Genomic DNA, 19,782 nt, shown 5'->3' on the forward strand with positions numbered 1-19,782 from the left:
TCACTTCTGACCGTCCACACGCCCGTGAGTGCAACTCAACCACACAGGCTTGTGTGCGTCAAGTCACGCTCGCCTCGCACTCCGTTTCTACGCCATACGTCGAGCAAATCGCGCTTGAATGCTGACGATCTGGCTCACATTCGCGCCTGTGTGCAGGCGAGCTATACGCTGTCACACACCCTTCCAGGCCCGCGGCAAGGGGTGCCCCGGCACCCGGTCGGGCGGCGCCCACGATCACCGCGTCCCCGCCCGCTCCAGCACGACCGGCGGGTCGGCCGTCAGCCGGCTGTAGGCCGGGCCCCCGTCCGGCGGCGTCTGGGCCTTGCAGGCCGGGCGGGCCACGTCGCGCCCGCCGGTCCGGAAGGCGTAGGCCTGGATCAGGCCCGCGATGCCCTCCGGGCTCGACGACGTCGGCGGCCCCGGGTCGCCGTTGCCGCAGCCGTCGGTGGTGAACGCCTCCAGCCCCGAGGCCAGCAGCCCCATCCCCCCGGGCTTGACGTACGGGTTGCGGCGGGTCTGCCCGGCCGGACGCTTCGGGAAGGCCAGGCCCTCGGGCGAGAGCAGCGTCGAGATCCGCACCAGGTTGACGTCGCTGCCCCCGCGCTCGATGTTCTTGACCCGGTACTGGGACGCCGCGGTCACGTTGGCGAGGAACGAGGCGACCTCCCGGCGCGAGCGGCCGAGGTACCGCAGCGCCGGATCGAGCGTCCGCAGGAACGGCTGGAGATCGTCGAGCGCCGGCGGGAGGTCGTCGAGCACCGAGGAGAGCGCCGGCAGGCCGCGCTCGGAGGCGCTCACGACCGGACCGACCCGCTCCATCAGGCGCCGCAGGTCGGGGCTCAGGGCGCGCAGGCTCGCCAGCGTCGGCGTGAGCGCGTCGGCGGCGGGCGCCAACCGCTCCAGCGTCGGCGCCGCCCGCTCCGCGAGGGCGGTCAGCGGGGGCAGGGTCGCGCTGACCTCGCGCTCGAAGCGCGGCAGCCGACGGAAGACGTCGGCGAGCTCGCCGTCCCGCTCCGCCAGCGTTCCGAAGGTCCGCTCGCCGCTCGTGACCAGGCCGCGGAGGTCGCCGTCGCGGGCGCTGATCGCGTCGAAGACCCGGCCCGTCCCCGCCATCGCCCGGCGGACCGCCGCCTGCTGCGCGTCGAGGGTGCCCGCGAGCTGGTCCATCTCGTCGACGAAGCCCGGCAGCTCCCCCAGCGCCACGCTGAGGTCGGCCGCCCGGCCCCGCAGGCCCTGTGCGCCCGCCTGGAGGTAGCGCTGGAGGTTGCGTCGGGTCCGCGGATCGAGCGCGCGCAGGATCTCGTCGAGCTCGACGGTCGGCGCGACGGCCGAGGCCGGCAGCTCCCCGTCCTCGGGCAGGTTCGGCCCGGCCACGTCGCGGCCCGGGGCCAGCTCGACGTAGGTCTCCCCCAGCAGCGTCTTCGAGCGCAGGATCGCCCGCGTCCGGCGCGGGATCGGGGCGTACTCCGGATCGACCTCGATCGTCGCCCGGGTCCGATTGCCGGCCGGGCTCAGGACCACCACCCGGCCGACGTCGACCCCCGAGATCCGGACGTCGGCGTTGGTCGCCAGCTGGGCGGCCTCCGGGATCAGCACGTCGAACTGGTAGCCCTTCGCCTTGAGCGGGACGGGGCCGCCGAACGACGTCCAGAGGAACAGCAGCGCGGTGAAGCTGCTGGCGGCGAAGAGCACCATCACCAGCAGCTGCCAGATCGTGGGACGGGTCTTGATCACCGGGTCGCCCCCGCCCCGCACTGGTCCGGCGCCGGCAGGTTGAGCAGCCCGACCAGCGCGCCGACCGTCGGGTTGTACTTCGGCACGATCTTCGTCAGCAGGTTGAGCGACGGGCACGGCAGGTACAGCAGGGCCCGCCGGCTGGCCCCGACGCCGTCCTGGGTCGAGAGCATCGAGTTGGTGTTGTGGCTCGCCCAGGCGAGGTGGAAGAGGTAGCTCTGGTCGTCGGGCCCGTTCCCGGGCGGGTCGTAGCCGAGCGCGTTGGTCAGGGCGTTGAGGACCGAGAGCGCCTTGCGCAGATCCGGCGCGGCCGCCGCGAGCGAGTCCGCGACCGGGGCCAGCGCCCGGACCGTCGGCAGCGCCTCCCGCGAGAACGGACGCAGCTGGTTCCGCAGGACGGGTTCGGTCCGGTCGAGGAACGGCCGCAACGTCCGCAGCGCCTCCGGCAGCGCCTGCGCCCCGGGACGCAGCCGCGGGACCGCCGTGTCGAGCGTCCGCGAGAGCCGGCCGAGCTTGCCGATCGCCTCGTCGCTGGCGTCCAGCGCCCCCGGCAGCCGTTCCAGCGACGCCCCGAGGTTCTGGTTCTGCGCGGCCAGGCGCCGGAAGACGTCGGCGTTGGCGCGCACGAACCGGGCGACCTGCTGGTCGCGGCCCCCGAGCTCCTCGGCGATCCGCGAGAGGTTGCCGACGAGCCGCCGCAGCTGCTCGGGACGGCGGGCCACGTAGCGGGTCGCCTCGGCCGTGTGCCGGGCGAGCGGATCGAACCGCCGCAGGTCCTGCGCCAGCGCCCGTCCGCCCGCGCCCCGCAGCGCCGTGCCACCCTCGCCGGCGACGGTCGCCAGCGCCTGACGCGTGTCGCTGTCGAGCATCGCCAGGACCTCGTCGAGGTTGACGTCGGGCTTGGTCGCCTCGGTCCCGAGCGTCGCCCCGTCCGGCAACGGGGGACCGGAGGCGCGGGTGCCGGGGTCGAGCTCGACGACCATGTCCTTGAGGCCGGTCTTCGGCCGCAGCAGCATCGTCGCGTCCGGGTGGATCCGGCGGGCGAAGCGCGGCTGGATCCGCAGCCGCACGAGCGCGGTGCCCCCGTCGAGCTCGACCCCGGCGACCTCGCCGACCCGGATCCCGGAGATCGTCACCGCCTGGCCCTGACCGGCCTCGACCCCGGCCGCCGACGCGAACCGCGCGTTGAGCGCGAACCGCTCCTGCCCGACCAGCGGCACCCAGCCCGGCGGGGTCAGTCGCTGCTGCCCGAGGATGTAGGCCCCGACGACCACGCCGAGCGCGATCGCGATCGCGACCATCGCGGCCTGGAGGCCGTAGAAGCGGAGCGCGCGCTTCACGGACGGAACCCCTCCGGGGGCGTGGCCGACAGCTTCGGCGGGGCCGGCGGCGCTCCGTCGGGCCGCGAGCCGTCGGCCGGGCCGCGCGAGGCCGGGCCGTTGAGGTCCGGGCGCGGGTTGTCGGCGCAGGCGACGTCACGGCGAACCGGCGGCGGCACAGCGGTGAAGGCCGGCGCGGTCCGCTGCGGGTCGACGGCGGAGGACGAGACCATCGAGCGGCCGGAGTAGTTGGTCTTGCCGCTGCGCAGCGTGCGGACGCCACCGATCGCCTGGAGCCGGAGGAACGAGCCGTTGCCGTCGAAGCCCTGCCCCTCGGACGCCTGGCCGACCATCGCGTGCCACAGCTCCTTGTAGTTCTCGATCCCGGTCGAGAGCGGGCCGTCGTCGAGCTTCGCCTGCGACGCCGGGATCAGCAGCTCGGTACCGCAGCGCGACAGCGCCTCGACCTGCGGGAGCAGCCGCCGACTCTCGCCGGTCAGTCCAGCCACGCTCGTGGTCGCCGGGGCCAGCGCCTGCGCCAGGCCGCCGAGCTCGCGATCGCCGAGCAGCGGCAGCGCCTGGTCCAGCCACGGCCCCGAGGCCCGGATCGTCGCCGGCAGCTCGTCGAGGCCGACCGCCAGCTCGCGGGCGAGCCGCTGGGTCGGCGGGAGCACGTCGCGCAGGGCGATCAGCGACGCGCGTCCGCGGGTCGCGACGCCGGACGCGGCGCGGACCGTCTGGCGCAGGGACGCGGCGTGCAGCGCGGTCGTCCCGAAGGTCGTGTCGAGGTCCCGGACGAGGCCGGTCAGCCGCGACTCCTCGCTCGCCAGCCCGTCCATCGTCCGCGCGAGCCCCCCGAGCATCCGCGTCAGGTCGCCGGGCCGCTCGCCCCGCAGCGCCTCGGCCACGATCGCCCCGTCGCGCAGCGCCTGCGGGCTCGACCCGAGCGTCCGGTTGAGCGCCTGCCCGCCGCTGATGCCCTGGTCGCCCGGGTCGAGGGTCGTGTCCTCCTCCGCCGTCGGCCGCGAGCCGACGGCGTCGCCGAGCCCCTGGACGAGCCCCTGGAGGTCCTTGCGGACGCCGGCCCGCAGCGGGCTCACCGCCTGGTCGAGCTGGACCGGGACCGCCGTGTGCGCCAGCGGGATCACGCCGCGGTCGGGCAGCTCGGGCGTGCCCGGCGTCCCCGGCTGGAGGTCGACGTAGAACGCGCCCTCGAGGAACAGCTTCGGCCGGACCTTGAGCTGGGCGTCGCGCCGGATCGGCCGGCCGCGCTCGTCGATCTGCATCGTGACCTCGGCGAGGTCGCTCGTCCCGTAGCGATCGATCCAGACGACCTTGCCGATCCGGACCCCGGCGATCCGGACCGGTGCTCCCGGAACCAGCAGGTTCGACGACTGCATCACGGCCCGGACCCGGTAGTCCTGCTGGAACGGGACCGCCTTGGTGAAGGCGAAGAAGACCACGACCAGCACGACCACGATCAGCAGCGCTCCGGCGACGCGCGCGTCGATCCGCTCGATCCCGGTGCCGTTCGGCGTCTGCGCCATCAGCGGCCGTCCTTCGCGGGGGTGAAGCGCCCGGTCGGCTCGGCCCGGCGGCCCTGATCGCCGGGGACGTTGCCGATCAGCGTCGAGCCCTTGCGGTAGCCCTCGTTGCCCGCCTCGCATTCGGGCTCCTGGCCCGACGCGGCGGTGTTGGGGTATGGGTTGCTGTGGAGGAAGTTGTCGGCCGGCGCACCGGTCGTGACCGGCGGCTGTGGGCCGTTGGAAGGCGTCGCCGCGGGGCCGGCCTCGCTCCCCGCCACCTGCGACGGCAGCACGACCGAGAAGCGCATCATCGAGCCGATCGCGTCCGCCTCGGAGAAGCTGCTCGCGAGGTTGCGCAGCAGCAGCCCGCCGTAGTTGCAGACCGTCTGGGCCGGCGTCAGGAACGACGTCAGCGGCCGCAGGCCGGTCATCGAGCCGGCGAGGGTCTGCAGGCCGGCGTGGACGCGATCGTCGCGATCGAAGCGGTCGAGGTCGGTGAACGTCCCCTCCAGCCGCTGGTTGAGCGCGGGCAGCCGGCGCAGCGCCGGGGTCCCGGACCGCAGCGCGGCGTCGAGGTCGGGAGCGGTGGCGCTGAGCATCGTCACGCCCGGCCGCAGACGCCGGGAGAGGTCGGTCGCCGCCCGCATGAACCGGGCCTGCCGCGGCAGCTGCTCGGTACCGACCTCCAGCATCCGCGGCGCGGCCGAGATGCTGTCCATCAGCTCGGTCCGTACCCGGCTGAGCGCGCCGAAGGTGCCGGCCAGCGCGGTGAACATCCGCGCCTGGGGCTCCGCCACCGGGCGCAGCTGACCGGCGGTCCGGCCGAGCGCCGGCAGCAGCTGCCCCAGGCCGGTCCGCGGATCGGCCAGGTTGCGGGCGGCGGGCTCGAGGTGGGTGACCAGCGGCAACAGCCCCTTGATCGCCCGGTTGAGGCCCTCGCCGCGCCCGGCGATCGCGGTCCCGATCGCCTCGGTCGCCTCCGGCGCCGCGGCGCGGGTCGGGGCGTCGAAGGTCTCGAACAGGTCATCGAACTCGACCGGGATCGGCGCCGCGTTGCGGAGCGCGATCGTGCTTCCGCTGTCCAGCGTCCGCCGCGAGCGACCGCGCGTCAGCTCGATGTAGCGGAGGCCGAGCGGCGAGCGCGGCCGGACCGCGAGCCGGGTGTCCTCCGGCAACGGCCCGGCCGAGCGGTCGAGCTTCAGCACCAGCACCGCGCCGTAGCCGCCGTCGCGGGACCGGAACGGCTCGATCGCGCCGAGCTGGCCGATCCGGGCGCCGCCCTCGCGGACGTCGTTGCCGGCGACGAGCCCCGCGGCGTCCGGGACCTCGACCCGCACGTCGTAGGTCTCGACGAACGGCAGGCCGCTGTTGGCGTTGTAGGAGAGCACGATCGAGACCAGCGCGATCAGGACGCTGACCGCGCCGATCAGGACCGGGCTGGCGGCAATCGAGGACCGGCCCCGCCGGGGCATCCGCTCGCTCATCGCCGGGCTCCCGGTCCGAGCAGGGCGTCGAGCCGGCGGCCGAGGGCGGCCGCCTCCGCCTGCGAGCCGCGGGGGGACACCGACGACGACGCCCTCGTCGCCGCGGCGACCGGCGACGAGGCGGCGAGCTGCCGGACGAGCTTGCCACGGGTCTCAGCGGCCGTGTCGACCTCGCCCCCGGACCCCATGTCCGACCGGCACGAGCCGTTCTGGGTCGACGTGCGGTCGATGCAGACGTTGGCCTGGAGTGCCGCCCGCAGGTAGTGGCTGACGCCGTCGGCGCCGTTGATCGACCCCGAGTAGAAGTAGAGCGTCCGCATCAGCGACTCGATCCCGCCCGCGCGCTCGAGGCTGGTCAGCAGCCCCGCCAGCTCGCCCGCGACCGGCTGGAGCGGCGTCCCGACGCTCGCCAGCCGATCGACCAGCGACTGGATCCGCGGCACCGTCGTGCGTCCGCGCGTCGAGAGCCGGCCGAGGCTGGCGAAGGCCGGGGTCGCCTCCCGCGCGAACGGCGCCGTCGAGCGGATCGCGCTGCTGAGGGCCGGCGCGTTGACCGAGAGCCCGGCGACCATCGGCCCGGACTGGTCCGCGAGGTCGCCGATCCGCCGTGCCGCCGGCTCGAGCTCCCGCAGGAACCCGGGCAGCCGTTCGACGCTGCGCTCGAGGTCGGCCCCGCGCTCGGCGGCGGCCCCGGCGACGTCGGCGATCCGCTCGACCGACGCGCCGAGGTCCGCCCGGCGCTCGGCCAACGGCCCCAGCAACGCGTCGGTGTCGCTCACCAGACGGTCGATCGTGCGGCTCTGCTCGGCGAGGATCGAGACCACGCGGTCGGCCTGCTGGAGAGCCGGGTTGGCGCGGACGATCGCCGCCCGCAACGTCTCGCCGTTGGCCGTCACGCCGGCCCCGAGCTCGGCGATCAGCAGCCGCAGGCGCTCGCGCGCGGGCTGCCGCAACGTGTTGGTCACGAGGTCGATCCCGACCGGGCTGCTGGTCCGGGTGACCGGCAGCAGGTGCTGCCCCTGCCCCGGACCGCTCCGGATCAGCGGCAGCTCCGGCGGTACCGGACTGCCCTCGGCCCGTCCCTGCGTCGGCTTGCAGTCCACGAACTGCTCCCCGATCAGGGTCTGCAGGCCGATCGAGCAGGTCGCGTCGGTCCGGAACGGCCGGAACGCGGGGTCGGTGATCCGGATGATCGCGACCGCCTTGTTGTCGGCGTCGAGGTCGAGCGCCTCGATCGTGCCCGCGTCCGTCCCCGCGACCTTCACCTGCTCGCCGGGGATCAGGAAGCTGGCGCTGTCGAAGACCACCCGCACCCGGTACGCGCCGTCGTCCCCGTCCGCGGCGCGTCCGCCGACCGCGGCCAGCAGCACGCCGAGCCCGAAGAGCGCGAGCAGCGCCGCGATCCGCACGACGAGCCGGCGGCGAGCGGAGACGACGGGCGAGTCGACGCTGCTCATCCGCCGGCTCCGATCCGCTGGGACGGGTCGCAGTCGGCGTTGGCCAGCGGGCCCTGGTCGACGAACGGCGTCGACCCGTCGGCCGGCGCCGCCCCGGCCGTCCCCGGGCAGCGCCGGAGGTTGCCGTAGCTCAGCGCGTCGCTGCGTCCGCGCTCGCCCGGCGGCTTCGGCAACAGCGTGCCCCCGGCCGGGTCGTCGCGCAGCTCGAACGCGTCGACGATCGGCATCGAGCGGGCGTAGTGCCCGTTGGCGTCGTAGGTCGCCGTCGCGCCGCCGAAGCTCCGCATCCAGCCGACGAGCTCGGGCACGTAGGGGCGGATGAACGACAGCATCGGCGTCGACTGGCGCAGCGCCTCACGCGCTCGCGGGACGCTGCTGTCGGTGGCGGCCGCCAACGCCGGCAGGTCGCGGAGCGCGTCGAACAGGTCGTTCTCCGGCCCGGCCCGCTCGATCGTCCGGCGCAGCTGGCCGGTGACCGGCGCGGCCCGCTCGAGGACCGGCTCCAGCTGCCGCAGGAACGGCGCCAGGTCGCGGCTGGAGCGCTCCGCGGCGTCGGTCAGGCGCTGGAGGTCGGGCAGCGCGCCCCGGACCGCGGCCAGTCCCTCGCTGCCCGCCGACAGGGTTCCCGGCAGGGCGCTGACGGTGGTCCGCAGCGCGTCGGCCTCGCCCGCCAGCGCGTCGAGCGTCTCACGCGTGCCGGAGATCGCCCCGGTCAGGCGCTCGGGCTCCCGGCCGAGCGCGTCCATCGCCTGGCCGGTGCCGACCATCAGACGCTGGAAGTCGGCGCTCTGGGCGTTGACGTCCGCCGCCAGGCCACGCAGGGCCGCCAGCGCGCGCGGCAGCTGACGGGTCGACTCGTTGGCCTCGGCGGCGCGACCGTCGAGCGATGCCGCGAGACCGGCGACGGCGCGCTGGAGGCCCTTCCGCGTCGGTGGATCGAGCGTGTTGAAGACCTGGTCGACCTCGACCACCGAGGTCGTCCGATCGACCGGGATCCGGGCCCCCTCGCGCAGCGCCGGCCGGTAGCTCGGAGCCGGGGAGAGATCGACGTAGCGGGCCGCGACGCTGCCGATGCCGCTGACGCGGATCGTCGCGGTGGTGCCGGCCCGCAGCGGTGCGTAGCGCTCGTCGACCGCGATCCGCAGCTCGGCCAGGTGATCGCGGGTCAACGAGATCCGGCGGACGGTCCCGGCTTGGACCCCGCCTATCCGGACCGTCCCGCCCTTGACGATCTGACTCGCGTTGTCGAACACGAGCCGGTACTCGCGTTGCTCGCTCCCGCGGGTGAGCAGCAGGACGACGACCGCGCCGGCGACCACGAACGCAGCCACCAGCAGCAACCGGCGGGAGCTTGGGCGTCGGGCGCGACGTAGTTGGGGAGACGGCGGCATGAGCTCGTTCCGCGGCCCGCATCGACGACCACGCACGACGACCATACACGCGACTCGATCTCGCACGCATCAATGTGTGCTCAGCGACGAAACGCGGCCGACACAAGAAGACGTTCGTCATAAGGCCCCGTCACCAGGGACGACACCCCTCGGGAGACGGTCGCCTTGCGCAAACCCGCGCATCAACAGCTACGACCATGTACGGTCGGCGTACACGCCCCGAGAACGCTGTCCACTGACGGCGGCGGCGCACCGGGCGTCCTGCTCCACCACACACCAGACGAGGGAGAACCATGCGCAACCGCAAGCTCGTGCTTTCCGGAGCCGCGCTCCTGGCGACCGGGGCCATCGTGGTCCCGGCGATCGCCCAGAGCGGCTCGACGACGATCGAGATCACCAAGGTCCAGGTGTCGCCGAACAAGGCCGGCACGGTCAAGAAGCCGCAGGCGGTCCGGCTGAGCGTCGCCGGCAAGCTCACCACACCAGCCTCCGAGCCCCGGCCGATCGTCTACCACGCCCGTCTGCTGTTCCCCAAGGGGTCGCTCTGGAACGGCGCCAAGCACCCGTCCTGCACGCTCACCAAGCTCCAGAACGGCGAGATCCCCGCCGACTGCAAGAAGGCGATCGCCGGCACCGGCAGCGCCAAGGGCTACGCCGACACCGAGCCGACGACGGCCAAGATCACGCTCCTCAACGGCGGCGCGAAGACCGCGTTCGCGTTCATCGAGATGAACATCCCCGCGGTCGTGCGCGAGCCCGCCGTGGCCAAGATCAAGAAGGTCTCCGGCAAGTGGGCCTACCAGGTCGACATCGACATCCCGGAGACGGTCCAGGTCGTCGCCAGCACGCCGATCGCGATCACCGAGCTGGCGCTCAGCGGCGGCAAGGGCGACCTGCTCGCCACCACCTCGTGCCCGAAGACCAAGAAGTGGCCGTTCGTGATCGAGGTCGACTACAAGGATCCGATCACGCGGCAGCCGAAGGGCACCGCCAAGATCGAGAGCTCGACCCCCTGCCGCTGAGCCCGGCTAGCCGTCCTCGAGCGGCTTCTGGCGGTGCAGCTGGCTGACCGTTCCGAGCGAACGGATCCGCCCGTCGTCGCCGGACGCGAAGACCCGCGATCCGGCGATGGCGAGCCCGTAGCGGCAGCGTGCCGGCAGCACCTGCGGCTCGCTGCCGGCGACCTCGCCGCGGACATCGGTCCGATCGACCCGTCCGGAGAGGTAGCCGCAGACCAGCAGCGTGTGGCCGCCCGGGCTGACGCCAAGGGCGATCGGCGCCCGCCGGACCCCGCTGCGGACCGCGCCAGCCCGCGGGCGGTCGGCGCGACCGGTCCGCTCGGCGTCCGGGCCCCCCGCACGATCGGCGACCCAGATCTGGGCGCCGCGGCCGCGGGCGATCGCCGTCGGGTCGTGCCACCCGCGGGAGCGGCGTCGCGGCGTCTGCCGCGGCCCGCCGTCGGGATCGAGCGTCGCCACCCGCCCCCGGATGCTGCGCGAGTCGACGGGCGGCAGCGCCAGGCCCTGGTCGCCGACGCCGACGGCCAGCCGTCCACCGGTCAGCATCACCAGTCCACCACCGACCCTCCGGCGACCGGCGCGGGGACCGATCCAGACGGTTCGCGGCACGGTCGCGGTGATCTGCGCCACGACCAGCCGCCCGTCACCGGCGCGAACGTAGGAGGCGTAGACCCGCCCGTCGTCACCGACGGCGAGCCCCCGGATCCCGGCAGCGGCGCCGCGACGCACGGGGAGCCGGGCGATCACCAGTCCGGGACCGACCTGGTCGCCCTGGATCGTCGCCCGCCGGACCGTCCCCGTCCCCCGCTCCGCCCACACCAGCTCACGGCCGCCGGGGACGGTCGTCAGCACGCTGGGCGGCGCCTTCGGACGCTCCGCCGCGGCCGGCAGCGGCAGGCTGCCGGGCGCGAGCGGCAGCTCGGCGACGGCCGTCGGGGCCGGCGGCGACGGCGCGGGCGGCTCGGGCTCGCTGGCGGACAGGAGCACGGCTCCGGCCGCCGCGACGGCGGCAGCGATCCAGGCCGCGGTGACGCGACGGGTCATGAGCCGCGGGCCGGACGCCATCGCCTCCTAGGGTACGGCGCCGCGCGGGCGGACCACCGCCCGCCGACCCGCCGCGGCCCGGCAAACACCGTCGGCAACGACATCCGCGGGCGGGACGACTAGCGTACGGGGCCTGCACCGGCTCGCCGTCCCGCCGGTCCGACCCGTCCGAGGTTCCCGCATGAGCACACCGACGCCCACCGAACTCGCCGCCCGCGCGATCACCGCCCTCGACGGCGACGGCTGGGCCTCGGTCGTCCACGACCGGTCCGCGCTCGTCGCCCTCCCCCGCGGCGGGCAACTGCGCACGCGGACGGTCGACCGAGCCGAGGTGACCCTGAGCGCGTGGCGCGACGGTCACGTCGGCCACGCGACGACGACCGCGACCGACGCCGCGGGGCTGGCCGCCGCCGCCCGCCGGGCCGTCGAGACCGCCGAGCGGACCGCCCGCGACGCCGACGGCCCCGGGGACGCGACCCCACCGCCGGAGCCGGCCGCGGCGTTCGTCCACGACGGCTTCGATCCCGCCACCGCCGAGGCCGACCCAGGCGTCGGCCTCGACGCGGTCCGTGCCGCGGTCGCCGCCTCCGACGGCCTGACGCCGATCGCGGCGACCTGGCACGCCGGCAGCGTCGTCCACGCCCTCGCGGCCTCGACCGGGCTGCTGCTGGAGGACCGCACGACCGACGCGCACCTGCGGGTCCGCGCCGGCGCCGGTGGCGTCCGGGCCGGGGTCTCCGCCGAGAGCGCCCGCGCCGCCGGCCAGCTCGACGGTGCGGCGGTCGCCCGTCGCGCGATCGCCCGGATCCCCGGCGGCGACTGGCGCGATCCGACCCCCGGTGAGCAGACGATCGTGCTCACGCCCGAGGCGGTCGCCTCGATCCTCCAGGTCGCCGCGAGCCTCGTCTTCGACGGCTTCGCTGCGGCCGACGGGCGGACCCGCTCGGACAGCCGCCTCGGCAGCCAGGTCGCGGCCGCCGCGATCGGCCTCGTCGACACTCCGGAGCTCGGCCTGACCCTGCCCCACGCGTTCGACGCCTCGGGCACCCCGAAGCGCCCGATCGAGCTGATCGAGGCCGGGGTCCTCCGACGACTCGTCCACGACGGCCGTTCCCAGGCCTCGACCGGCCACGCGACCGAGGCCGGCGGCGGGGCGCTGGGACCCCGCCCGACCAATCTCGTCCTGGCCGGCGGCGATGCCGCCGACATCGAGGAGCTGGTCGCCGGGGTCGAGGTCGGCCTGCTGATCACCTCGATCCAGGACCTCCACCCGATCAACGCCGAGCTGGGGCTCGCCTACGGCATCGCTCCCGACGGCGCGGCCCGGATCACGGACGGCAAGGTCGTCGGCGCCGCCGGATCGGTCCCGCTGCTCGTCTCGCCGCTGGAGGTCCTCGGCGGCGCCGACGCGCTGACCCGCGACCCGCGTCTGGTCGGCCGGCCCACGTTCGACGGGCGCCGCTACGGCCACGGCGTCGTCGCGCCCGGGCTGCGGACGCACGGTGGGATCGTCGTAACGGACTAGACGGGTGGCGCGAGGCGTCCGTGGACGCTTCGCATCCCGGCACGCGTGGACCTCGGCAGTGCGGGTGCACAGCTCTCGGGTGGGCGGGGCCGATCTCGACCGACCTGCTCGGTCCCCGAACACCGCACATCCACCGGGACCGGTTGGGCTGAGACTCGGAGATACCGGCGGCCAGCTCTCGCACCACGCGAACCGACCTGCTTGGCCTACGACCACCTCGGACGCAACCGGACGGACGGGTGAGGATCTCAGCCCGCGCACGGCCTGCTCGGTCCCCGAGCACCACATCCACCCGGACCGGTTGGGCTGAGGCGGCCGCCGGGTCACGTTCGCCCGGAGCGCGAGGCGGAGTATTTCCTGGGCGGTATGGGCGGGGCCCATCAACGGTGAGATCCGCACATATCGGCCAGGAAGAAGGCCGCCTCCATATCGCCACGGACAGGGAGACATGGACGCCGTGGCGTGCGGAAGTCGGCCCCTCCCCGCGCGGCGGAGACCTGGGCCGTGTTCAGTCCGACCCGAGACGCCGCGCCGCAAGGCGAATCACGACCACGCGCGGGTGCGTGTGAGGTGTTCGTGGACCGAGCAGGTCGGTGCGCGCGATGCGAGAGGTGTGCGCCAGCGCTGCCGAGCGTCGCGCGTGCCGAGATGCGAAGCGTCCACGGACGCCTCACACCACCACCGCCGCGGTTGCGTCTGAGGTGGTCGTAGGCCGAGCAGGTCGCCGCCGGGAAGCGAGAGCTGTGCGCCAGCACTGCCGAGCGAACCAGGTGGCGAGATGCGACGGCATACGGCCGCCTCAGGCGTGACCGCCTAGATCTTGATGAGGATGATGGTGTTCACGACGAACACGATCCCGAAGAAGATCGTCCAGCGGTTCAGGTTGCGCTCGATGTTCGAGCCACCGCCAAGCGGTCCCGCACCGGTGCCGACGCCAAAGGCGCCGGAAAGGCCCGCGTCGCGGCCGGAGTGCATGAGGATCAGCGCGATCAACAGCACAGACACAGCTACTTGCAGGACCGAGAGAACGACCGTCATCGTCCCGACAGCCTAGCGTTCGGATCGGCGTCGGGTCCAGTGCCCGCCGCGACCGGCTCGCCGAGCGACTCGAGCTCGTCGAGGATCGCGACCGCCTCGGCCCGCAGGCGACGGTCGATCGGGCGCCAGTCCGCGTCCGACAGCTTGCCGGTCTGGTGGTCCAGCTCGCTGTCGCGGATCTCCCGGTACTTGGCGACCTTGGCCGCCTCGAGGTCCGCCCGGCGGAGCTCGTCGGCGTGCTCGATCCGCTCCTCGTGCCCCGGCCAGAACGGCTGCGACAGCAGGAACAGCGCGAACGCGAGGATCGCGAGGACGATCAGCGGTGCGGCGATCTCCACGGTCAGTCCCCCGTCGCTCGGCCGAGTTCCTGGGCCACCCGCACGGCCTGCCGGGCCTTGGCGCGGCGGCTCTGGAGATCGGCCGTCGGCCAGATCGCCAGCAGCGCGCCGAGCGCCATCATCAGTGCGCCGAGCCAGATCCACGTCACCATCGGCGAGACGATCACCTGGAAGGTCACCGGCGACGGCCGCTCGCGGTAGAGCTGCGCCAGCCGGATCGCGAGCACCGGTCCCTCGGCGTACGGTGCCTTGGCACCCTTCAGCTGCTTGTCGAGCGCATCGATCACCGAGGCCAGCGCATCACCGTCCGGCTGCATCGCCACCCAGAGGTCGCGCTTGAGCCCGGCGTCGAGCGAGACCTCGGTCGCCGCCTCCCCGAGGAAGAAGCGGCTGACCGGCCCGAGCGAGAGGTCGTTGGTCGGGAAGTACTCGCGGGTCGGGTGGATCGTCTGGATCCGCTTGCCGTCGCGGAAGACGCCGACCTTCGCCCCGAGGATGATCTTCTGCAGCCGGTCGTTCTTGATCGCCCAGTCGCCGATCGCGCCCTCGTAGCGCATCTCGTAGCCGCCGGTCTGGAAGCGGTCGCCGACCTTGGCGTGGATCCGGTGGGTGTCCTTGAACGCCGAGCTGGCGGCGACGGCGATGACCACCGTCGCGAACCCGACGTGCACGAAGTAGCCGCCGTAGCGCCGGCGGTTGCGGCCGACCAGCCGCGGCAGCGCGACGCCCAGCGACTCGCCGTGGGCGGTCCGGCGGGCGCGAACGCCGCGGACCAGCTCCTGCCCGACGGCACCGAAGACGAAGCCGCCGAGGAAGACCGCGAGCGTCACGTCGATCCGGCGCCCGACCCCGAGCACCAGCCCGATCGCGAGCAGGACCACGGCCACCCCGAGCGGAGCCCGGACCTGGCGCCAGGCGTGGCTGGCGGTGGTCCGGCGCCAGGCGGCGAGCGGCCCGAGCGCCATCAGCGCCACGAGCACCATCGCCAGCGGGCCGACCCAGAGGCCCCAGCGCGAGGCTTCGATCGGGCGCTGCTTGCCGGTCAGCAGCTCGCCGATCAGCGGGAAGAAGGTGCCCCAGAGGATGATCAGGACGAGCAGCACCAGGACGACGTTGCCGGCCAGGAAGATCGCCTCGCGCGAGAGCAGCGAGTCGATCCGGTGCTCCGACCGCAGCATCCCGCGACGCCACGTGACGAGCCCGATCGAACCGCCGATCATCAGCGCGAGCAGCAGCAGGAACTGGGTCCCGACCGTGCTGTCGCCGAAGGCGTGGATCGAGGAGAGCACGCCCGAGCGGACGATGAAGGTGCCGAGGATGCAGAGGATCCCGACCCCGAGGATCAGCGAGACGTTCCAGGTGCGCAGCATCCCGCGCTTCTCCTGGATCATCACCGAGTGGATGAACGCGGTGCCGAGGACCCACGGCATCAGCGAGGCGTTCTCGACCGCGTCCCACCCCCAGTAGCCGCCCCAGCCGAGCTCGGCGTAGCTCCAGCGCGAGCCGAGCACGATCCCGATCCCGAGCAGCAGCCACGCGCCGAGCGCGTAGCGGCGGGTGTGGCGGATCCAGTCGCTGCCGACGTGCCCGGCGATCAGCGCGCCGATCGCGAACGCGAACGGGATCGCGAACAGCGTGTACCCGCTGTAGAGCATCGGCGGGTGGATCATCATGCTCGGGTACTGGAGCAGCGGGCTGAGCCCGTCGCCCTCGACCGGTGCCGGCGACGAGACCGCGAACGGCGAGACGTAGAACGCCACCAGCATCAGGAAGAACGCCGCCAGCGCGAGCAGCACCGCCTGCGCCCACGGGACGACGTCGGCCATCCGCCGGCCGATCCGCCAGACGACCAGCGAGCTCCACAGCGAGAGCAGCCAGACCCACAGCAGCAGCGAACCCTCCTGCGAGCTCCAGGGCGCGGCGATCCGGTAGCCCAGCGGGGTCGTCACCGACGAGTGGCTGGCGACGACGTCGAACCGCAGGTCGGTCCGGATGAACGCGACCTCGAGCAGCGCGAACGCGAACGTGGTCAGGGCCGCGACGAGGTAGATCGCGCGGCGACCGGAGGTCACCCAGGCGCCACCGCCCACGGCGACGACGTCGGATTCGGTGTCGGTGATCCGTCGGGCCCGACGGGCTCCGATGATGCTCGCGACCACGCCGTAGACGGCGATCGCGAGCGCGAGGACGATCAGCCCGCGGCCGAGCAGGGCCATCGGGAAGCTACTTCCCGTCGACGACGCGGTCGCTGCCGTCGCGCCATTCCATCGTCTGACCCTTGCCGGACTTGCCGTCGTCGAACTTCGACGGGCACTTGGTGATCAGCGAGTCGGGCTTGCCGGTGAAGGTGTCGCCGGTCTTGCGGACGGTCACGATCACCTCGCGGCCCTCGCGGAACGGGTCCGGCACCTGGCCCGAGTAGATGACCGGAACGCTCGCCTTGCCCTTGCGGTCCTGGACGCGGAACGTGATCTTCTCGCCCTCGCGCTTGAACGAGCCCTTGGCGACGACGCCCGTCAGGCGGTAGTCGGTACCGGCCTCGGCCGAGGCCAGCTGACTTGGCTGGCGGGCCTCGGCCGATCCCGAGAAGCTCGTGTACAGCAGCGCGCCGGCAAGAGCCACGGCGGCGACGAGCGCGAAGGTCAGGCGCAACGTACGCGTCATTGCCAAGCAGTATTGCGCGCTTGTCCGGTATCCCGCTCCGCCGCCCGGAAATGCAGACGCCATCCACTCCCATGTTTCGCGCGACCCTGGGTAGGATGCCGGGCGATGAACGGCCTACGCAAGCTCGCCGCAGGGCTGCTCCTCGTCTTGATGTTCCTCGGCGGCATCTTCATGTGGGCCGGCAATCCGTACCTCTGGATCCGGCTCACCGCGGCCCAGGCCGACACCCAGAACCTCTCGATGGCCCAGGCGTTCTTCATCCTGGTCGCGATCGGGGTCACCGGCTTCGTGATGGTCAAGGTCCTCGCCTGGCTCAACGGGCTCTACACCGACGCCCGCGGCGGGACCAACGAGGTCCGGATCCAGATGCCGTGGAACACGTCGATGCGGGACGGGCGCGAGCCGGTCCGCACCACCACCGCGCTCGACATCGTGATGGTCGTCTCGGTCGGCATCGCGCTGGTCTCCGCGACGATCTGGTTCTTCTTCTTCGCCTCGTACGGCTAGGGACCTCGCGGCGCAGTGGCCGCGCCGCGAGATCCTGGAATCAACCGTCCGACGCCGCGCGGCGGGATCGAACCTCGATCCCGCCGCGGCCGGCCACGCTACGGCAGGCTCTTCGTCGCCTGGTCCCGCCAGAGCGGGTTGGCGACGATCTCCGGCGGAGCGCCAACGAACGCGGACCGCGCGACCGTGTCGCCCCGCAGCCGATAGTTCAGCCACGCGGTGATGTAGCCCAGCGTGCCGCCGCCGGTCTGCTGGATCGTGTTGTGATCCGCGCCGCCCAGGATCGCCAGCGCCGCGGGCCCACCGGACTGGTCGTAGTACTGGCGGAGCGAGAGCGGCGGAGCGATCAGCAGGTCCCACTGGCCGCCGAGGAACAGCGACGGCTGGGTGAGCTGCCCGACCTCGAACTTATCCTTCGCCTGGACCCACAGCGGCGCCGGCAGCGCCCAGGTGACCGTGGTCGTGATCAGGCCCGCCGAGTGGGTGGTCGCGTTGACCGCGCCGCCCGCGCCCTGCGAGTGCCCGACCGCGGCGATCTTCGCCGTGTCGATCTTGCCGGCGAAGACGCTGCCGGCCGTGGTGTCCTGCGCGACCATGTACTGGGCACCGGCGAGGATCTCCGCGCCGGTTCCAGTGTTGCTGCTCGTCGACGCCACGACCACGTAGCCCCACGACGCCAGGTGGTTCAGCAGCCCCGGGTAGTCAGCCGGGGTCGCGATGCTGCCGTTGCCCCAGGTGACGACCGGTCGCCGGGTCGCCGTCGTGGCGATGTCGGCCGGGTAGTACAGCTTGTAGAGCGGTGCCCCTCCGGGGCCGTTGACGGTGCTGGTCTGGACCGCGGACGGTCCGGCGGCGGCGAAGGCCGCCTCGATCGGCGCCGCGCCGGCGGTCGCGGGGGCCGAGGCCACCCCGATCGCGAGCACGACGAGGGCCACGAAGGCGCGCAGCCGGCGCATCACGCTAGGCACAGCCCGGCGTCCCCGACGCGCGCTGCGAGCGCATGAACGTCACGTCGCCGGCCACCTGGGCCTGCGTCATCTGGCTCATCCCCCGCACGACCTCGGTGAAGGCCAGCGTCTGCCGGCGCATCAGGTCGAAGTCGATCCCCTCGACCCCGAAGTTCGGTGAGAACAGCGTCCGCGGCGCGGCGATCGCCGCGATGGTCGGCAGCAGGTGGTGGTTGTAGGGCGTGCCCTCACCGCCGAAGCTGCACTGGTGCGGGACCTTGCCCAGGTCGGGCGCGTCGAGGCCCTTGAGGACCGCGGTCGGCCGCAGGTCGTGGCTCTCGACCTCGTTCTTGACCAGGTTGCGCAGGGCGAGGCTCTCGGAGACCGGCACCAGCAGCAGGTCGCGCTTGCCGTTCTGCTGGAGCTGGACGCCGGGGAGGCCACCCGGCCGCGCGACCGGCGCGTACTGCTTGGCCCCGAAGTGCTCGAGCACGACGACGCCCTTGACCAGGCCCTGGTCGTACTCGGCGTCGAGCGCCTTGGCCAGCTGACCGGCGCCGCCGTCACGCTCGCCGTCGTCGATCAGGCGCTGCTTGAGGTGCCCGGTGACGAACGCGAACTGGATCGTCTCGGGTCGGCAGGCGACCGGCAGCCCGGCGAAGTAGCGGGCCATCGCGATCATCGCGACCGGGCCGTTGTCCCAGATCGCGCTCATCCCGTCGGTGTGGCTCTCGACCACGATCTTCTTGGCGCTGCCGCCCGGCAGCGTGGCCAGCAGCGTCCGGGTCGTCTTCGGCGTCGACGCGGTCTCCTGGGTCAGGGTCGCCTGGACGTTGGGGTTGGCGGTCAGCGCGTCCTTGACCTGCTTGCCCGCGTCCGCGGCCAGGTAGGCCCCGGGCAGCGCGATCGGCAGGCCCTCGTAGGGGGCGTAGCTGCCCTTGAACTGGTCGTGCGGCAGCTGACTGATCGACAGCACGCCCTTGGCGCCGGCGGCGTTGGCCGCCTGCAGGTCGACCGCCGACTGGGCGATCCCCTCGTTCTGCGTCGAGCCGAGCATCCCGACGCTCAGCGCCGGGTCGTACATCGAGAACCCGAACATGATCGGGTAGAAGACGAGGTTCGGGACCGACACCGTCGGCAGGTCGCGGACGACGATCTTGCCCGCCGAGTTCGCGGCCGTGATCGCCGTGCTGGCCGGCAGGTAGACGAGCGGCGCCGTGACGCCCCCGCTCCCGGTCGTCGCGGTGTACGGGACCGAGCCCGACAGCTGGACGCTGGCGCCGCCGACCTGGAGGGTCCCGGGCTGGGCGTCCCAGCGGTCGACGTCGTAGTTCAGCGACGAGGTCGTGATCCCGGGGATCGCCTGCATCTGCCCTTCGAGCCAGTCGATGAACTGGGTCTGGCTGGTGCTGGCGGTCGGGCGCGCCCCGTAGGACGCCTCGATCTCGTTGAGGCTCTTGAGGGCGGCCTCGCTAGTGAACGTCGACGCGTCGACGCGCGTCGGACAGGGGTCGGCCGCGTTGGCGATCGCGGGCGCTGCGGACAGCGCTCCGACCGTCAGGGCCAGGAGCGCAACCGCGCGCCCCTTGTTGCGCAGGCGGCGTCCAACGCCGCTGCTCGAGCTTCGTTCCATGTTCTCTCTCCCCTTCGGTGACTCCGACGTCGCGCACCGGGCCGTACCGCTCGGTTCGAGCGGGGCGGCGTTATAACTGACGAACAGTTAGATATAGTGCGCGGCGCTGACCCGGGACAGCCGGGTAATCGGCGATGCTGTCCTCTTCGATGCCGC

Annotated in this window: 16 protein-coding genes; 3 read left to right on the plus strand and 13 right to left on the minus strand. The window is 73.3% G+C overall.

Features of this window, described 5'->3' with window-relative positions; all coding sequences use genetic code 11:
- Window positions 1–234: 234 nt before the first annotated feature.
- Genes ACVUH9_RS16445 through ACVUH9_RS16470 form a run of 6 tightly spaced genes read right to left on the minus strand, consistent with a single transcriptional unit; the run spans window position 235 to window position 8,851 of the window.
- Window positions 235–1,734: an MlaD family protein gene (locus ACVUH9_RS16445; protein ID WP_475758815.1), complete on the minus strand. Its 1,500-nt coding sequence runs from the start codon at window positions 1,732–1,734 to the stop codon at window positions 235–237.
- Window positions 1,731–3,074, minus strand: coding sequence for an MlaD family protein (locus ACVUH9_RS16450; RefSeq protein WP_475758817.1), 1,344 nt, complete (start codon window positions 3,072–3,074; stop codon window positions 1,731–1,733). Before ACVUH9_RS16450 ends, ACVUH9_RS16445 begins: the two co-directional genes overlap by 4 nt.
- On the minus strand, window positions 3,071–4,600 hold the full coding sequence (locus tag ACVUH9_RS16455; protein ID WP_475758819.1) for an MlaD family protein: 1,530 nt from the start codon (window positions 4,598–4,600) through the stop codon (window positions 3,071–3,073). Before ACVUH9_RS16455 ends, ACVUH9_RS16450 begins: the two co-directional genes overlap by 4 nt.
- A complete protein-coding gene (locus ACVUH9_RS16460; RefSeq protein ID WP_475758821.1) occupies window positions 4,600–6,063 on the minus strand; it encodes an MlaD family protein in 1,464 nt (487 codons plus the stop codon). The genes ACVUH9_RS16455 and ACVUH9_RS16460 overlap by 1 nt, the downstream gene beginning before the upstream one ends.
- Window positions 6,060–7,520 carry an MlaD family protein gene (locus tag ACVUH9_RS16465; protein WP_475758824.1) on the minus strand — a complete coding sequence of 487 codons (1,461 nt, stop codon included), beginning with the start codon at window positions 7,518–7,520 and terminating at the stop codon, window positions 6,060–6,062. The genes ACVUH9_RS16460 and ACVUH9_RS16465 overlap by 4 nt, the downstream gene beginning before the upstream one ends.
- The gene (locus tag ACVUH9_RS16470; protein WP_475758876.1) at window positions 7,517–8,851 is read right to left on the minus strand and encodes an MlaD family protein; all 1,335 of its coding nucleotides are present in this window, start codon (window positions 8,849–8,851) and stop codon (window positions 7,517–7,519) included. Before ACVUH9_RS16470 ends, ACVUH9_RS16465 begins: the two co-directional genes overlap by 4 nt.
- A 353-nt stretch (window positions 8,852–9,204) precedes the next feature.
- Between ACVUH9_RS16470 and ACVUH9_RS16475 the strand changes: the two genes are divergently transcribed.
- On the plus strand, window positions 9,205–9,933 hold the full coding sequence (locus tag ACVUH9_RS16475) for a hypothetical protein (protein WP_475758826.1): 729 nt from the start codon (window positions 9,205–9,207) through the stop codon (window positions 9,931–9,933).
- 6 nt (window positions 9,934–9,939) lie between these two features.
- Here ACVUH9_RS16475 and ACVUH9_RS16480 read toward each other — a convergent pair whose 3' ends face one another.
- A complete protein-coding gene (locus ACVUH9_RS16480; protein WP_475758828.1) occupies window positions 9,940–10,995 on the minus strand; it encodes a hypothetical protein in 1,056 nt (351 codons plus the stop codon).
- A 160-nt stretch (window positions 10,996–11,155) separates the two neighbouring features.
- Between ACVUH9_RS16480 and ACVUH9_RS16485 the strand changes: the two genes are divergently transcribed.
- On the plus strand, window positions 11,156–12,499 hold the full coding sequence (locus ACVUH9_RS16485; protein ID WP_475758830.1) for a metallopeptidase TldD-related protein: 1,344 nt from the start codon (window positions 11,156–11,158) through the stop codon (window positions 12,497–12,499).
- An 813-nt stretch (window positions 12,500–13,312) separates the two neighbouring features.
- Here the strand turns inward: ACVUH9_RS16485 and secG are convergent.
- Genes secG through ACVUH9_RS16505 form a run of 4 tightly spaced genes read right to left on the minus strand, consistent with a single transcriptional unit; the run spans window position 13,313 to window position 16,539 of the window.
- Complete coding sequence (secG, locus tag ACVUH9_RS16490) at window positions 13,313–13,537, minus strand: preprotein translocase subunit SecG (RefSeq protein WP_475758832.1); 225 nt, start codon at window positions 13,535–13,537, stop codon at window positions 13,313–13,315.
- Complete coding sequence (locus ACVUH9_RS16495; protein ID WP_475758834.1) at window positions 13,534–13,875, minus strand: hypothetical protein; 342 nt, start codon at window positions 13,873–13,875, stop codon at window positions 13,534–13,536. Before ACVUH9_RS16495 ends, secG begins: the two co-directional genes overlap by 4 nt.
- A gap of 2 nt (window positions 13,876–13,877) precedes the next feature.
- Window positions 13,878–16,091, minus strand: coding sequence for a heme lyase CcmF/NrfE family subunit (locus tag ACVUH9_RS16500; protein ID WP_475758836.1), 2,214 nt, complete (start codon window positions 16,089–16,091; stop codon window positions 13,878–13,880).
- 7 nt (window positions 16,092–16,098) lie between these two features.
- The gene (locus ACVUH9_RS16505) at window positions 16,099–16,539 is read right to left on the minus strand and encodes a cytochrome c maturation protein CcmE domain-containing protein (protein ID WP_475758838.1); all 441 of its coding nucleotides are present in this window, start codon (window positions 16,537–16,539) and stop codon (window positions 16,099–16,101) included.
- Window positions 16,540–16,644: 105 nt separating this feature from the next.
- On the opposite strand from ACVUH9_RS16505, the gene ACVUH9_RS16510 reads away from it, so the two are divergent.
- The gene (locus ACVUH9_RS16510) at window positions 16,645–17,046 is read left to right on the plus strand and encodes a hypothetical protein (protein WP_475758840.1); all 402 of its coding nucleotides are present in this window, start codon (window positions 16,645–16,647) and stop codon (window positions 17,044–17,046) included.
- Between the two features lie 98 nt (window positions 17,047–17,144).
- Here ACVUH9_RS16510 and ACVUH9_RS16515 read toward each other — a convergent pair whose 3' ends face one another.
- Together ACVUH9_RS16515 and ACVUH9_RS16520 are read right to left on the minus strand one after the other, a co-directional pair.
- A complete protein-coding gene (locus ACVUH9_RS16515; RefSeq protein ID WP_475758842.1) occupies window positions 17,145–18,002 on the minus strand; it encodes a poly(ethylene terephthalate) hydrolase family protein in 858 nt (285 codons plus the stop codon).
- 4 nt (window positions 18,003–18,006) lie between these two features.
- Window positions 18,007–19,626 (minus strand): hypothetical protein, encoded by a 1,620-nt coding sequence (locus ACVUH9_RS16520; protein ID WP_475758844.1) that lies wholly within the window; start codon window positions 19,624–19,626, stop codon window positions 18,007–18,009.
- Between the last annotated feature and the right edge of the window lie 156 nt (window positions 19,627–19,782).

The organism is Patulibacter ginsengiterrae, from assembly GCF_056269115.1.